This window comes from Roseobacter sp. YIN89 (genome assembly GCF_057219365.1).
Map to the genome: position 1 here is coordinate 20,883 of NZ_JBXVVD010000004.1, position 14,783 is coordinate 35,665.

17 protein-coding genes are annotated in these 14,783 nt (G+C 56.6%); 9 read left to right on the forward strand and 8 right to left on the reverse strand.

Going from position 1 to position 14,783, the window contains the following annotated elements:
* Position 1 precedes the first annotated feature (1 nt).
* Together AC2D8V_RS16020 and AC2D8V_RS16025 are read right to left on the reverse strand one after the other, a co-directional pair.
* On the reverse strand, positions 2-1,468 hold the full coding sequence (locus AC2D8V_RS16020; RefSeq protein WP_484734592.1) for a COG4223 family protein: 1,467 nt from the start codon (positions 1,466-1,468) through the stop codon (positions 2-4).
* Between the two features lie 106 nt (positions 1,469-1,574).
* On the reverse strand, positions 1,575-2,258 hold the full coding sequence (locus AC2D8V_RS16025) for a uroporphyrinogen-III synthase (RefSeq protein WP_484734593.1): 684 nt from the start codon (positions 2,256-2,258) through the stop codon (positions 1,575-1,577).
* A gap of 85 nt (positions 2,259-2,343) precedes the next feature.
* Between AC2D8V_RS16025 and tsaD the strand changes: the two genes are divergently transcribed.
* From tsaD to AC2D8V_RS16050, 5 genes are read left to right on the forward strand one after another with little or no spacing between them, the layout of a single operon-like run.
* Positions 2,344-3,462, forward strand: a complete 1,119-nt coding sequence (tsaD, locus tag AC2D8V_RS16030) for a tRNA (adenosine(37)-N6)-threonylcarbamoyltransferase complex transferase subunit TsaD (protein ID WP_484734594.1) — start codon at positions 2,344-2,346, stop codon at positions 3,460-3,462.
* On the forward strand, positions 3,459-4,421 hold the full coding sequence (locus AC2D8V_RS16035) for an NAD(P)H-dependent glycerol-3-phosphate dehydrogenase (RefSeq protein ID WP_484734595.1): 963 nt from the start codon (positions 3,459-3,461) through the stop codon (positions 4,419-4,421). Before tsaD ends, AC2D8V_RS16035 begins: the two co-directional genes overlap by 4 nt.
* Position 4,422: 1 nt before the next feature.
* Positions 4,423-4,698, forward strand: a complete 276-nt coding sequence (locus AC2D8V_RS16040; RefSeq protein WP_484734596.1) for a YciI family protein — start codon at positions 4,423-4,425, stop codon at positions 4,696-4,698.
* A complete protein-coding gene (locus AC2D8V_RS16045; protein WP_484734597.1) occupies positions 4,695-5,117 on the forward strand; it encodes an EVE domain-containing protein in 423 nt (140 codons plus the stop codon). Before AC2D8V_RS16040 ends, AC2D8V_RS16045 begins: the two co-directional genes overlap by 4 nt.
* Positions 5,118-5,165: 48 nt before the next feature.
* Positions 5,166-5,561 carry a DUF1761 domain-containing protein gene (locus tag AC2D8V_RS16050; RefSeq protein ID WP_484734598.1) on the forward strand — a complete coding sequence of 132 codons (396 nt, stop codon included), beginning with the start codon at positions 5,166-5,168 and terminating at the stop codon, positions 5,559-5,561.
* A 225-nt stretch (positions 5,562-5,786) separates the two neighbouring features.
* Here the strand turns inward: AC2D8V_RS16050 and AC2D8V_RS16055 are convergent, their stop codons facing one another.
* From AC2D8V_RS16055 to AC2D8V_RS16070, 4 genes are all read right to left on the reverse strand, one after another.
* Entirely contained in the window at positions 5,787-6,128 is a 342-nt protein-coding gene (locus AC2D8V_RS16055) for a DUF2853 family protein (protein WP_484734599.1), read from the reverse strand.
* Positions 6,129-6,288: 160 nt separating this feature from the next.
* On the reverse strand, positions 6,289-7,065 hold the full coding sequence (locus AC2D8V_RS16060; protein ID WP_484734600.1) for a PRC-barrel domain-containing protein: 777 nt from the start codon (positions 7,063-7,065) through the stop codon (positions 6,289-6,291).
* A gap of 130 nt (positions 7,066-7,195) precedes the next feature.
* Positions 7,196-8,584, reverse strand: coding sequence for an adenosylhomocysteinase (ahcY, locus tag AC2D8V_RS16065; RefSeq protein ID WP_484734601.1), 1,389 nt, complete (start codon positions 8,582-8,584; stop codon positions 7,196-7,198).
* A 137-nt stretch (positions 8,585-8,721) separates the two neighbouring features.
* Complete coding sequence (locus AC2D8V_RS16070; RefSeq protein ID WP_484734602.1) at positions 8,722-9,039, reverse strand: hypothetical protein; 318 nt, start codon at positions 9,037-9,039, stop codon at positions 8,722-8,724.
* 220 nt (positions 9,040-9,259) lie between these two features.
* Here AC2D8V_RS16070 and AC2D8V_RS16075 point away from each other — a divergent pair, with 220 nt between their 5' ends.
* Together AC2D8V_RS16075 and AC2D8V_RS16080 are read left to right on the forward strand one after the other, a co-directional pair.
* Positions 9,260-9,859: an HD domain-containing protein gene (locus AC2D8V_RS16075; protein ID WP_484734603.1), complete on the forward strand. Its 600-nt coding sequence runs from the start codon at positions 9,260-9,262 to the stop codon at positions 9,857-9,859.
* The gene (locus AC2D8V_RS16080) at positions 9,856-10,341 is read left to right on the forward strand and encodes a GNAT family N-acetyltransferase (protein ID WP_484734604.1); all 486 of its coding nucleotides are present in this window, start codon (positions 9,856-9,858) and stop codon (positions 10,339-10,341) included. The genes AC2D8V_RS16075 and AC2D8V_RS16080 overlap by 4 nt, the downstream gene beginning before the upstream one ends.
* A 5-nt stretch (positions 10,342-10,346) precedes the next feature.
* Here AC2D8V_RS16080 and AC2D8V_RS16085 read toward each other — a convergent pair whose 3' ends face one another.
* Positions 10,347-10,901 carry an ActR/PrrA/RegA family redox response regulator transcription factor gene (locus AC2D8V_RS16085; protein ID WP_484734605.1) on the reverse strand — a complete coding sequence of 185 codons (555 nt, stop codon included), beginning with the start codon at positions 10,899-10,901 and terminating at the stop codon, positions 10,347-10,349.
* A 100-nt stretch (positions 10,902-11,001) separates the two neighbouring features.
* Entirely contained in the window at positions 11,002-11,625 is a 624-nt protein-coding gene (locus AC2D8V_RS16090; RefSeq protein WP_484734606.1) for an SCO family protein, read from the reverse strand.
* Between the two features lie 92 nt (positions 11,626-11,717).
* Between AC2D8V_RS16090 and regB the strand changes: the two genes are divergently transcribed.
* Positions 11,718-13,109, forward strand: coding sequence for a sensor histidine kinase RegB (regB, locus tag AC2D8V_RS16095; protein WP_484734607.1), 1,392 nt, complete (start codon positions 11,718-11,720; stop codon positions 13,107-13,109).
* Positions 13,110-13,199: 90 nt separating this feature from the next.
* Positions 13,200-14,756, forward strand: coding sequence for a PAS-domain containing protein (locus AC2D8V_RS16100; protein WP_484734608.1), 1,557 nt, complete (start codon positions 13,200-13,202; stop codon positions 14,754-14,756).
* The last annotated feature ends 27 nt before the right edge of the window (positions 14,757-14,783 follow it).

The window sequence follows — 14,783 nt, forward strand, 5'->3', positions numbered from 1 at the left end:
CTTAGTTGTTCAGGCTGTCAGACAGCGAGCGCGCCGCGTCCTGTGCGGCCTTTCGGGCGGTTGCAGCCTGCAACCATTCATCCATGGCGACACGGCCCGGTTCGGGCAGCGCCTCCAACTCGTCCAGCGCAGCGCCGAGATCACCCTCTCGCACCTGCGCTTCGGCACGCGAAAGGATCGCGTCCGGATCGTCACCTTCACGCGGGGTAACCGAGCGCGCATTCAACGTCCGGCGCAGGAAACCTTGCACGCCCTGCACGTCCGCTTCGGGTGTCGCTGTCCGGATCGCACCAAGGGCTGCGCGTGCTGCATCAGGAAAGCTGGCCTGCAGATCGGACAATCGTGGCACCCCTGTTTCGGCAGCTGTCCGCAACGGCTCTGGAACATCGACAGGCGCGACTTCTTCGAGATCGCCCAATGCCGGTGTAAACGCCTCGCCCGTATCAACGGCAGTCATGACGCGCGCCAATGCGGCCCGCGCAAGAATTTTGCTGGCCTCGCTGGCAGCTTTCGCTTCGGCATCAGCCGCTTGCGCTGCCAATTCTTCGATTTCAGCGCGTTGGGCGTCCAGTGCCGACTGCAGTGCTGCGACATCGTCGGTTGTCGCGCCGTCGGTGGGCAATTCGACCACAGGAGCCGCTTCAAGAGCGCTGACCCTTTCGTCAAGCGCTGCCAGCGTCTGCTCCAGATCAGTCACGTTCGACCGGATCTCGGCAGCGCTGGCTTCGATTTCCGAAGAATCGAAGGTCACAGGCTCGCTTTGCGCATCTTCCAAAGCGGCAAGCCGAGATTGCAATTCTTCATCTGCGGCGCTCAGATCGTCTGTCTGCGCTTGGATCTCCGAAAGATCGACCGCCTGACGTTGCATCGACGCGGGCAAATAGGCGTCAAACTGATCAGCACGCCCAGCGATGAACCCCAAAAGCGCTGCGACCACGCCACCAAAAATAGCTGGCCACATGCTGCTGCTTCGCTGCGGTGGTGCTGCGGTGGGCACAGGAACGGGCGCAGGCGCAGTTTCTTCAGTGGTGTCGGTGGTGGCCTCATCCTGAGAACCCTCGACTGTCTCTGCGTCGACAGCGTCGAGTTCTTCACCGATGGTCGTGTCAGTATCGGAGGAGGCAGTTATCGTATCGTCGTCCCCCGCCGTGTCGTCGGTGCTCTCAGACACCAGACTGTCATCGCCCTGCTCTCCGTCGATCGAAGCCGGTGCATCCGCATCCGTTTCGTCAGCACCCTCTTCTTCTACGGCCACGGCCTCTGCCTCGGTCGCATCGCCCTCAAGCGCGTCTTCGGCAGGCACAGAATCTGGCATCACTTCATCAGAAACAGCCGGAACCGTTGCATCACCGGTATCTTCCCACGGTGTTACATCTTCTGCGATAGCATCAATCGTTTCTGTGGCTGGCGCGGTGTCGGCTGTCACCGTGTCTGTGTGTGTTGTGTCAGCCGCCTTGGTATCGTCCATGTCTTTCGACCGGTTCGACTTGCGAGATTTTGCCAAAACTTCCACCCTTTTCGAATCTTAACAAACGCGCCCTGATGGGGAACCTTACTCCTGCGGCCCAATGCTCTCAAGCCAAGCGAAGTCGTTTGACCCTCTTTTCAACGGCTTCGGCCATAGAAAAGGCATTCGGCGCATGTGCAATCTCCACCTTGTCGGACCACGCCTGCGGCAATGCGTTTGCCACCGCCGCACTCATTGCGACAATATGTAGGGCGGAAACCTTCGAAGCACATGCAGCGAATTGCGATGCGGTGCGCGGGGAAAAAAGCGGCACTAACACAGGTGTTTCTGCTGATAACAGGGCGATTGCCTTGTCCGTCAGGGGGATCAGTTTTTGATCGTAGATCGCGGTATGCGCAACTGACAGACCCGCGGCGCTCAACCTTTCGGTGACGGTACCGCGCACATGAACCCCGCTGAGATGATGCAGTCTTGCGCCGGGCGGATGCGCCACAAGATATGCGACTAGCGCGTCAGCATCTGACCCGGCTTTATGCGCCGCCCACCCTTTCTGACGCGCAACATCTGTTGTGTGGGTTCCTATACAAAAGGCCTTACGCCCCTGTCCTGCAGGAGCGAACTTGACCCCGTGCGCGGATGTGAAAATTGCCACCTCATCCGCGGAGATCGGGGCCGCCACCGGTAGAGGATGGATTTCGATCAGGGGGCTTTCGACAACTTCCAAACCGACACGTACCTGCGGGTCGATCCGCGCAACAAAGGCGTCATTCGACCCTGCCGGCCGTGTCATGATCAGCGCGATGGTAGCCACGGTGTGATGCGCCCCCCAAGCATTGTTTGCGCGCCCCTTCGGTGATACCTGCGAGGCCGAAGGCATGCAACGGGAAGCACGGGTGCAAAAGCTACGAACCATCTTGGCACTGGAAAGCAGCTGCGATGACACCGCGGCTGCCGTCGTGCGCGGAGACGGTGTTTCCGGTCAGGCGCAGGTCATGTCATCGATTGTGCGCGGACAAAACAAACTGCATGCCGCATATGGTGGCGTTGTGCCCGAACTGGCGGCGCGCGCGCATGCCGAGGTTCTGGATCTTTGCGTCGAAGAGGCCCTGTCCGGCGCCGGGGTGAATTTGCAGGACATCGACGCCATTGCGGTAACGGCAGGTCCGGGATTGATCGGCGGTGTTGTCTCTGGCGTGATGTGTGCGAAAGGATTGGCCGCGGCGACCGGCAAACCGCTTTACGGCATCAACCATCTAGCAGGGCATGCTCTGACACCACGGCTGACAGACGGCGTCGCATATCCTTTTCTGATGCTGCTGGTATCTGGCGGGCATTGTCAGTTTCTGCTGGTGCGGGGTACGGACAATTTCCAACGCCTAGGCGGGACGATCGACGACGCACCCGGCGAGGCTTTTGACAAGGTGGCGCGGCTGATCGGTTTACCCCAACCGGGCGGACCTTCTATTGAAAAATCGGCAAAACAGGGCGATCCGGAACGGTTCGCTTTTCCGCGCCCCTTGCTGGATCGCCCCGGTTGCGACATGTCGTTCTCCGGATTGAAAACCGCTGTCCTGCGCACACGCGACGGGTTGGTTACCGCGCAGGATGGGCTGACGCGGCAGGATCAGGCAGATTTGAGTGCCGGATTTCAAGCCGCTGTAGCGGATGTTCTGGGCGAAAAAACCCGCCGGGCCCTGACCCTTTACCAAGCAGAAAACCCGCAACATCCGGCTTTGTGCGTGGCGGGCGGCGTCGCGGCAAATATGACAATAAGAGGTATGTTAGAGACTGTTTCAGCGGAGTTTGTCGCGCAATTTGTGGCACCACCCCTTGCCTTGTGCACCGACAATGCCGCGATGATCGGGTATGCCGCTCTTGAGCGGATGGCAGCGCAAGTCCCCGATGACATGACACTAGCCGCCCGCCCGCGCTGGCCTCTGGATCAGGCCAGCCCAGCGCTTTTGGGCAGTGGAAAGAAAGGCGCCAAAGCATGAGCATCGCGGTAATAGGCGCGGGTGCCTTTGGCACAGCACTGGCGATAACCCTGTCGCGCACACAGCCGGTAACCCTTTGGGCGCGCGACGCGGGGGCTGTGGCAGAAATGCGCGAACGGCGCGAAAACACACGGCGGTTGCCGGGGTGTCCCTTTCCCGACGCTTTACAGATCACTGCCGAGATGGGCGATGTGGCCGCGGCAGAAACTGTACTCGTTGCGGTTCCGCTTCAGACAATGCGCGGTCTTCTGGCCAGCGCAGCACCACTTTTCAGGGCCCGCAGCGTTGTTGCGTGCTGTAAGGGCATTGAGCTTGCCAGTGGCGCCACAGCACCTGACATCATCCGAAATGCGCTGCCAGATGCCGAGCCTGCCTTGCTCACAGGGCCAAGCTTTGCGCGCGACATTGCCAACGGTCTTCCTACAGCGCTGACGCTTGCCTGTGCCGATGCCGAAACGGGCAAGTTATTGCAGCAACAGTTATCGACGCCAACGCTACGCCTGTACCGCAGTGCCGACTTGATCGGTGCTGCTCTTGGCGGCGCGCTGAAAAATGTGGTCGCTATTGCCTGCGGGGCCGCCATCGGCGCAGAATTGGGCGAGAGCGCACGCGCCGCGATCATGACGCGCGGATTTGCCGAGATGGGAAGATTTGCCGTGGCCCGTGGTGCCGACCCCGCGACGATGACCGGTCTGTCCGGTTTTGGTGATCTGGCGCTGACCTGTACATCTGACCAATCCCGCAACTATCGTTTGGGTCTGGCGCTGGGTCGCAAGGAAAAATTTGATCCAAATGTTACAGTGGAGGGGGCCGCCACAGCCCGGGCGCTGGCACAGGAGGCTGCTCAAACAGGGCTGGATCTTCCGATTGCGACAGCGGTTGCGGCACTGGTGGAAAACCGGTTGGATGTGTCCCAAGCGATGGTTGATTTGCTGTCGCGCACTTTAAAGGAAGAATGATATGTTGGTGGCGCTTATTGCCAAGGACAAACCCGGCGCTTTGCCGGTACGCCAGGAAAACCGGCCCGCGCACGTCGAATACCTGAAATCGGGTACTGCGGTTCAACAGGCCGGACCATTGCTCGATGATGCGGGCGAGATGTGCGGCTCGCTCATTATTCTTGATGTACCCGATATGGAAGCGGCGCAGTCATGGGTCGATGGTGACCCCTACGGCAAGGCCGGTCTTTTCGACAGTGTCGAATTGATCCCGTGGAATCGGGTGATCGGCGGATGAAGTACTGGCTGTTCAAATCCGAACCCTCGACCTGGAGTTGGGACGATCAGGTTGCAAAAGGCGATGCCGGGGAAGAATGGGACGGCGTGCGCAATTATCAAGCGCGCAACTTCATGCGTGAGATGTCACGCGGAGACCTGGGGTTCTTTTATCACTCTCAAAAAGAAAAGGCAGTCGTGGGCGTCGTCGAGGTCATCGCCGAAGCACACCCCGACAGCACCACCGATGATGACCGGTGGGAGTGCGTTGATATCAAGGCGGTAAAACCCGTGAAAACACCTGTGACCCTCGCACAGATAAAGCAGGAACCCGCGCTTGAAGAGATGGCACTGATCCGGAACTCGCGCCTGTCAGTGCAGCCAGTTACATCGGACGAGTGGCGCGTGGTATGCGTACTGGCCGGTATTGAGGCTGGCTAGAATCAGCAGATTGTGCCGAAATAGAGCCTGAATACGGAAGGGGACGACATGGAATTTGTTTCTGTGATTGTTGCGGGCGTCGCCGGCTTTATGTTTGGAGCGGTGTGGTACACGGTTTTTGCACAAGCTTGGATGAAAGCCTCCGGCGTGCCACTCAACGATGAGGGCGTACCGGCAAATCGATCTGATCCGGTGCCCTATATCACCAGCCTGCTGGGCGGCATTCTTGTTGCAGGGATGATGCGGCATACCTTTGAACTCAGCCAGATCGACACGTTGGGAAAAGGAATCGTTTCAGGTTTTGGCATTGGCCTGTTTCTCGTCGCCCCGTGGATTGCCACCTTTTACAGTTTTGGCGCTCGTCCGCGAAAGCTGATCCTGATCGATGGCGGCTACGCCACGTTTGGATGCACAGTCATTGGCGGTGTGTTGGCGTTATTTTGATGCTGAACATGAAAAAGGGTTCGAGCAAACGCCAGAACCCTTTTTCTCCCCGCGTGCTCCTTAACCCACCACACGCATCAGATTCTGGTTCTGGCCATACTAGCCGAATGACGTCGGTTTATCGCAGCACGAAAAAAATATCAAATATTCAATAGTTTAAATTCGGTCCAATTTCGAAACGCCCCCTTAAGACAGGGGGCGTTCCTTGCCCTGTTCCGCCGGTGCCTAGCGGTACATCGCCTCTTTTCCAAAGTGTTTGACCAGCAGATAATATACCACTGCGCGGTACTTGTTTCGCTCTGATCTGCCGTAGGTATCCATAACAGCATCAATCGCCTGCATCAGATCCGGCCCGTCGGTCAGGCCAAGTTTTTTGATCAGGAAATTCTTTTTGACGGTACGCAACTCCTCCGGCTGGCTGGCGGCAACCGTGCTGGCGTCCGCGTCATAGATCGCCGGACCACATCCGATTGTGACATTCGTCAGCAAATCCATGTCAGGCATCACACCGCACTTATTTTTTAGATCTTCCGCATATTGTGCGATCAAATCATCTCTTTTGCCCATTTAGGCATCCTCCTTGGTGGTCTTTAAGCTGTAACTGGAGCGTAGAATGGCGTGACCGGTGGAAATAGAGATAAACATGTGCGCTTTTTCCCCCTAAATCGGCACAAGAAAAAGGGCCCCGAAAAACGGGGCCCCAAATCAATTCCAGGCTGGTGACAGCTTATGACGTCATTTCGATGCGGTAGTCGTCATCAAGACCGACATCACCGGATTCGTCGAACTCCGGCTGTGCTTCCAGTTCTTCTTCGGTCCAGTTGCTCAGCTTGAGACCTTCAACTTCGCCATCAACGAGGGAGAATTGCTCAAGCGGAATCGCAACGGTGTATTCGCCAAGACCAAGGAAGCCCCCGATACCGATCACAGCAGCGTATGCGTCACCATCGCGAACAATGTAGTCGATTTCGCCGACGTCTTCGTTGTTGGTGCTGTAAACATTCATGCCAACGATTTCGCCAACGGTCATGCCGTCAAAGTCGGACGCGATAAGGTCTTGGGTCGCCAACTCTTCGGATGCTTCCATTTCGGCTGTTTCAACAGCCTCTTCGGTGCTCTCTACAGCTTCGGATGCAGCCTGCCCGGTTGCTTCCGCTGCTTGTTCAAGCTCGGCGCCGGCTTCGGCTGCTGCGCTTTCGATCTCTTCACCTGCGGCGTTCATCGCCTCGCCGGTTTCTTCGATGGCGGCTTCTGCGGTCTGTTCCGCGTCTTCAGCCAGTTCGCCAGCAGCAGCGGCAGTCTGTTCCACAGCCTCTTCGGTCGCGTCAGCAGCGTCAGCAGCCGTTTCTTCGATGGCTTGCCCTGTGTTTTCTGCAGCTTGTTCCAGTTCTGTTTCTGGCTTCAGCTCCATTTCGGATTCTTTGACTTCCGAAGAACCGGCAAAGGCGGTGCCTGCGGTCAGAGCGATTGCAGCAACAGTTGTCATCAGTTTCGAATGGGTCATTGTTTACCTCCATAACTTGTACATTCACCCAACAAAAAACTGCGGCTTCGGTTCCCGGAAAAATGGGCAATCGCAAAGAAAAACGCCCCGCAAAGATGCGGAGCGTTTCAAAAGGTCGTTTAATTTCAGATTAGTATCTGTAGTGTTCTGGCTTGAAGGGCCCTTCTGGCGCAACACCAATGTAGGCGGCTTGCTCTGGGTTCATCTGCGTCAGCTTCACGCCGATGCGATCAAGGTGCAGTCGCGCCACTTTCTCATCGAGGTGTTTCGGCAGGATGTACACATCGTTGTTGTAGTCCTCGCCGTTCTTCCACAACTCGATCTGTGCAAGCACCTGATTGGTGAAAGATGCCGACATAACAAAAGACGGGTGACCGGTGGCGTTACCGAGGTTCAGCAAACGGCCCTCGGACAGCAGGATCAGACGATTGCCGTTTGGCATCTCGATCATATCCACCTGTTCCTTGATGTTGGTCCATTTGTGGTTCTTCAGCGCGGCAACCTGTATCTCGTTGTCGAAGTGGCCAATGTTGCCAACGATGGCCATGTCCTTCATCTCGCGCATGTGCTCGATACGGATCACGTCCTTGTTGCCGGTTGTCGTAATAAAGATATCCGCAGAGCCAACAACGTCCTCCAGCAATACAACCTCAAAGCCGTCCATGGCTGCTTGCAAAGCGCAAATCGGGTCGACTTCGGTTACTTTAACCCGTGCGCCCGCACCGCGCAGAGACGCAGCAGAGCCTTTGCCGACGTCGCCATAACCCATGACAACCGCTACCTTGCCGGCCATCATGGTGTCTGTTGCGCGACGAATTCCGTCAACCAGCGATTCCTTGCAGCCGTATTTGTTGTCGAACTTGGACTTTGTAACGCTGTCGTTCACGTTGATGGCAGGGAAAGGCAACTCGCCCCGCTTGACCAGTTCGTAAAGGCGGTGAACACCAGTTGTCGTCTCTTCGGAAACGCCCTTGATCTGATCCCGTACCTTTGTGAACCAACCCGGAGAAGCTTCCATCCGTTTCTGGATCTGCGCCTTGATCACAGTTTCTTCTTCGGATGTTGGTACCGGAATGATTTCTTCGCCTGCTTCGGCACGTGCACCCAGCAGGACATACAATGTGGCGTCGCCACCGTCGTCGAGGATCATGTTGGGGCCGTCTTCGAACATGAATGATTTGTCGAGGTAGTCCCAATGCTCTTCAAGGGACTGGCCCTTGATGGCAAAAACGGGTGTGCCCCCAGCAGCGATTGCAGCGGCTGCGTGGTCTTGGGTGGAGAAGATGTTGCAAGACGCCCAGCGTACATCTGCGCCCAGCGCAACCAGCGTTTCGATCAGAACAGCTGTCTGGATCGTCATGTGCAGCGACCCGACGATGCGCGCACCTGCAAGCGGTTTGCTGTCGCCGTATTCATCCCGCAGCGCCATCAGGCCGGGCATTTCTGTTTCGGCAATATCCAGTTCCTTGCGGCCGTAAGCAGCAAGCTCAATGTCCTTTACAATATAGTCGTCAGCCATCGTGATGCGATCCTATCCATTCGGTTTGAGCGGGCAGATAACATCGCACGTAGGACAACACAATCCGTCAGCAACCACCTGTGGTAAACACCACATGAATGCCGGGAAAAAAGTTGCTCACGCGAACTTATGCAGGATCAGCTGGCAGTGCCTTTAACGACAGGTGTGCGTTCTGCCTCGAAAAAGTCGGTACCCGCGGCCACGATGCAACTTACCCCTTGTGGGTTGGTGACCAGAACCGTGAACGTGCCGGTTTCCTCGGACGCCCAGATTTCCATGACCGCCTGCACCGATTGACGCCTCTGCAGGCCACCAACCGTCAGCTGTTCCTTGAACTTGGTTGTCAGTTTTTCGATCACCGCTTCGCGCTGACCACAGTTTGGATTCGCAGCCGCTGGTGCCGCTGCGGCAATGCCCAGGCTTGTGAGCATTGCCAGAATGAGATGCCGTTTCATGACAATCTCCTTTCCTCTTTCTCTCGCCTCATTGCGGGAAGAGGACCTTACCTTGGGAAAGGCAGTGCCCTCCCCCCCTTGGTAGTCTTTATATCGATACCACAGCGCCGGTTTACAAAGCGCAACCCATCACTAATCTGTGGCAGCTAGTGATCACCTTACCCCATCTTTATGCCTTTAATGCGGCGAAAGCGGGGTTATTCCACCGGGCAGTGACAAAATGGCAACGACACCAAAACGAGCATGGCAGCGCATGCTTTCCGGGCGCAGGCTGGATTTACTGGATCCGACCCCCGTGGACGTTGAAATCGAGGACATCGCAAGAGGCCTTGCCTTTGTGGCTCGCTGGAACGGGCAAACCATGGGCGAACACGCATATTCTGTTGCCGAACACTCTTTGCTGGTAGAAACGCTTTTTGCGCGCATCGCACCAAAAGCACCTGCAAAATGGCGTTTGGCGGCCTTGCTGCACGACGCGCCGGAATATGTGATCGGCGATATGATTTCTCCGGTAAAAGCAGCGGTAGGTCCGGGCTATAGCGCGCTGGATGAACGGCTGACGGCAGCCGTTCATATCCGTTTCGGGTTGCCTGCAACCATTCCGGCGCAGATCAAAAAGCAGATCAAAAAAGCGGACAAGATCAGCGCCTTCATGGAGGCCACACAAATCGCGGGGTTCTCGGCCGACGAAGCGGAGCGGTTTTTTGGAAAACCCGATGACAGCCTGACCAACGGACTTCGGATTACGTTACGCCCCCCGTCCGAGACCAGAGACGCATTCACAGCACGTCATGCAGAACTGCTGGAAGAGATGGCATGATCATCGTACGCCGTGCGGGGTCGCTTGATGCCCGCCCCATGGCTGAGCTGCTGAATGCGATCATTCGTAAGGGCGGGACCACGGCATTCACAGAGCAGGTGTCTGCACAGACATTGCAGGGCTGGATTACCAAGGCACCCGATCGGTCGGCCTGGCATCTCGCAGAGGACGAGACAGGCACTGTGATTGGGTTTCAGTCGATTGAACCCAAAGAAAAGCTTGGCCCTGATGCTTGTGACATTGCGACCTTTGTGCGGATTGGCAACACGGGTATGGGCATCGGCTCCCGCTTGTTCGAAAAGACGACACAAGCGGCGCGTGCGTTCGGATACGAATGGATCAACGCCACAATCCGTGCCGATAACGAAAGCGGGCTAACCTACTACCAAAGCCGTGGGTTTGAGCAATACGCCCGCCACAAAAATGTAGCGCTCGCAAACGGCCAAATTGTCGACCGGATCAGCAAGCGCTACGATTTATGACACGCTCAGCGCGGTGACCGTTTGGCCAGAATGCGCTGCAACGTGCGACGGTGCATGTTCAGACGCCGTGCTGTTTCGCTCACATTGCGATCACACAGCTCATAAACACGCTGGATGTGCTCCCACCGAACGCGATCCGCGCTCATCGGGTTTTCCGGTGGTGGCGGCAGATCGTCTTCGGCGACCAGCAGCGCGTTGACGATGTCCGTGGCATCAGCAGGCTTTGACAGGTAGTCCACCGCCCCAATTTTCACCGCCGCTACGGCCGTTGCAATGGCGCCATATCCCGTCAATACGACCACGCGGGCGTCCGGGCGTTTTTCATGCAGGACTTCGACGACGTCGAGGCCATTGCCATCGTCCAGCCGCAAATCAACGACTGCATAGGCCGGGGGCCGTGCCGTGGCGATCGCGCGCCCCGCTGCAACCGATCCTGCCGTCTCGACATCGAAACCGCGTTTCTCCATCGCCTTGGCCAATCGCCGCAGAAACGGCTCATCATCATCGAGCAACAAAATGCTCTTGTCTTCTCCGATTTCGAGATCACCGGCGTCCGGCATAGTCACTTCCTCCCACGCGCGCTGTGGCTGTTCTGGCGCTGTTATATGGCCCCCAGACTGGCGCAGGTCAAATAAGCTGTAAACACAAAACGCTTAATGGTCAGATGTTCTCGACAAAACAGGCTACCGTGTCGGCCATCTGTTCCGGTGTGACCTCGCGCCGGAAAAACTCGACAAAGCCATGTTCTGGCAAAACCAGATAGCTGAACGTTGAATGATCCACGAGGTAGTATTCATCGTCACCCTCCTGCGCCTTGTAGTAGGTGCGGTAAGCTTGGCTTGCTGCTTTCACCTGCTCGGGCGACCCGGTCAGGCCAATCATGCGTTCATGCATATTTGCAGCGTAATCACCTACAACTTCTGGCGTGTCGCGCTTGGGATCAATCGAAATGAAAACAGGCGTCACAGACATGCCGCGCTCTTGCAGCACGTCGACAGCCACAGCATTGCGCTGCACATCCAGCGGACACACATCCGGACAGAAGGTGTAGCCAAAGTAAAGCAGCGATGGTTCGGTTATGACATCTGCGTCTGTCACTGTTTGACCAGCTGCGTTCACAAGCTCGAACGGGCCGCCGATCGCGCCTGCGCCGCCAGCAACGGTACTGGCTCGGCACTGCGCAAACTGGTCGTCAGACTTGCCCATTTCGGTGGCGATCCACACGCCTCCCATGAGCCCGACAACTGCGGCAACGGCCAAAATCGCTATAAGACGCGGTGACATCGTGATCTCTCCTGATGAGCCTGTGCTTGATCCTATCAAACTGCAGTCCTAACGTCCTGCGGCATGGTTGCAACTCAACAAGCGGTGATAGGGTGGCTGAACTTAATTTCAGAATGACGTCGGACGGAACACGCGCGAACTGGATCAGGCTAAGATCGATCATCCTGGTTCGCTGGTTCGCGATTGCGGGCCAGCTGACCGCCATTACCGTGGCGCAAAGACTTTACGGACTGCAGCTCGAACTGGGCTTGTGTTACCTGGTGATCGGCGCGTCCGTCATTGCCAACCTGATTTTTACGTTCGTCTACCCAGAAAACAAAAGGCTTACCGAAACTCAGAACATGCTCACCGTCCTGTTCGATCTGTTGCAACTGGGTGTGTTGTTGTTCCTGACGGGCGGTCTGCACAATCCGTTTGCTTTGCTGCTCTTGGGACCGGTAACAATTTCCGCCGCGGTTCTGACACTGCGATCGACTGTTTTTCTGGGGGCAACAGCGATCATGGTGGTGTCGATCCTTGCGCAGTTTCACTTTGAACTGAGAACCGAGCAAGGCTTTATCCTCGCGATCCCGGATGTGTTCATCTACGGCAACTGGACCGCCCTGATCATCGCTATTGTCTTTATTAGTGCCTATTCCGTGCGCGTAACTTCTGAGATCAACACCATGTCCGATGCGCTTTCGGCCAGCCAGATGGCTCTGTCGCGCGAACAGAAACTGACCGACCTTGGGGGTGTTGTTGCTGCTGCTGCGCACGAGCTTGGCACACCGCTGGCCACAATCAAACTGGCAAGCAGTGAATTGCACGAAGAACTCTCAGACCGGCCAGACCTACAGGAGGATGCGCTGCTGATCCGGGAACAGGCAGACCGTTGCCGTGACATTCTACGAGACATGGGCCGCGCCGGAAAAGATGATTTGCAGTTGCGTCAGGCGCCTTTGCGCACCGTGTTGGAAGAAGCCGCAGAGCCGCACATGGACCGTGGCAAACATATCGAGTTTTTTCTGACCGGCCTTGAGGTCACGCAACCTGCCATTTTGCGCAAACCCGAGATCATCCATGGCCTACGCAACCTGATCCAGAACGCTGTTGATTTCGCCACAGATCAAATCTGGGTCGAAGCGAGCTGGACAGACACCTCCGTTACCTTGCGTATCATGGATGACGGCTCCGGGTTTCCGCCACACCTGTTAGGCCGTATCGGCGATCCATTCATGCGACGCCGGCGCAGCGGGTCAGATGCTGGCAAACGCCCGGGATACGAGGGCATGGGGTTGGGTCTGTTCATTGCCAAGACACTGCTGGAACGGACGGGCGCAGAGCTCAGCTTTGCTAATGGTCGCGAACCTGCTGCATACGCCACTGAGAGCGCAGATCCCGGCATCGGTGCCATTGTCGAAGTGAAATGGCCACGTGAAAGTATCGATCCAACGCTGAGCGATGTGCCTTTGGTCATTGGCAAAAACAAACGCATCGAAGCATAGGCCCACGTTGGTCGGATAACATCCGTTAACAATGCATTAACCATGTCATGCGAACTTCCGTAATCGATAAGACGGAGTCCTGCGGACAAGATGGAGCTATTTGAAATAGCATTGATCACTGGCGCGGCTGCAACCAGTACGCTGTGTGCGGTTCTGTGGGTTCTCAAGCTGCATAACCGCGCTCAGCCGCAAGCGCTTCCTATGGATACAGGTTCTGCCCAGCGCGTTTCCTTTTTGTTTGAAAATAACGCTTTGCACCATGTGTCGGATATCGCGGGCAAACGATTTCGCGTGACACCAGGGATTGATGACTGGTGCAGTCTGCGTGACAAGCTGATCGCCCGATTTCCCGGTATTCCGGAAACCATTAGTCAGGCAGACATCGGAACGACAAACATTCCCGCGCGCCAGATCGAAGATACAGCGACACTCCAACTCACGCGCAATGGCGCATTCTTGCGCGTCAACGTGCTGGAAAACGGCAGACATTCCCCGGAACAGACGGAACAACTGAAAAAGATCCAGATTGACCTCGAAAACCTGACACGGGCGAGCGATACGACCCCGCATGCAATCTGGCAGATTGACCATGACGGGCAGGTTGCATGGCACAACAAGGCCTATCGGGATCTCTACCAGCGAATGCACGTATCCGAGCCTGATCCGTCAAAGCCGGTCTTTACCGCCACCGAAGGGCTGAACGAACAGGATGAACGGCAGAGGGTCATAACGACCTCTCCCGAAGACGGGCAAAAGGATTGGTACGACATCAGCGCCATGCGCGTGGACGGATATACGGTTTTCCACGCCATTGACGTCAACGCCGTCGTCAAATCCGAAATTGCGCAGCGCAACTTTGTCCAGACACTGGCCAAGACATTTGCCCAACTTTCCATCGGGTTGGCAATTTTTGATCGAAACGGCCAGCTTGCCCTTTTCAATCCTGCGCTGATTGATCTGACCGATCTGCCAGCAGATTTTCTGAGCGGAAGACCAACACTGATGTCATTCTTCGACCGCATCCGCGAAAACCGCAGAATGCCGGAACCCAAGAATTACCAGTCGTGGCGGCAGCAAATTTCCGAGGTCATCGCAGCCGCCACCGACGGACGGTATCAGGAAACATGGACATTGGAGACCGGCCAGACCTATCGGGTTAACGGTCGGCCCCATCCGGATGGCGCCATCGCCTTTCTGATCGAGGACATCACAGCAGAGGTCTCACTGACACGGAATTTCCGTGCCGAGTTGGAACTGGGCCAGTCCCTTATGGACACTCTTGAAGAAGGGCTTGTGGTGTTTTCTTCTTCTGGTGTGCTGACCTTTTGCAACGCGTCCTATCGCCAGTTGTGGGGGCTTGATCCGGAAAACTCCTTTGCGGATGTCTCAATCGTCGATTGCGTCCGCGAATGGAAAGCGCTGTGCAAGCCCGGTGCCAGATGGGCCGCCATGACCGATTTCGTGCTCGATTTCGGTGAAAGCGCAAGTTGGGATATGCCGGTGGAAATGAAGGCCGGCACATGGCTGGAATGTACCGTATCCCGCATCGGATCGGGTGCGACGGTAATCCGATTTACCCAGACCAACCCCCTGCCCGCCAAGGCGCGGCGGACGACTGGAACACAAATGGATACTCCCGCCAGATAATGGCTTGCAGGCACCTCATTGCACGTT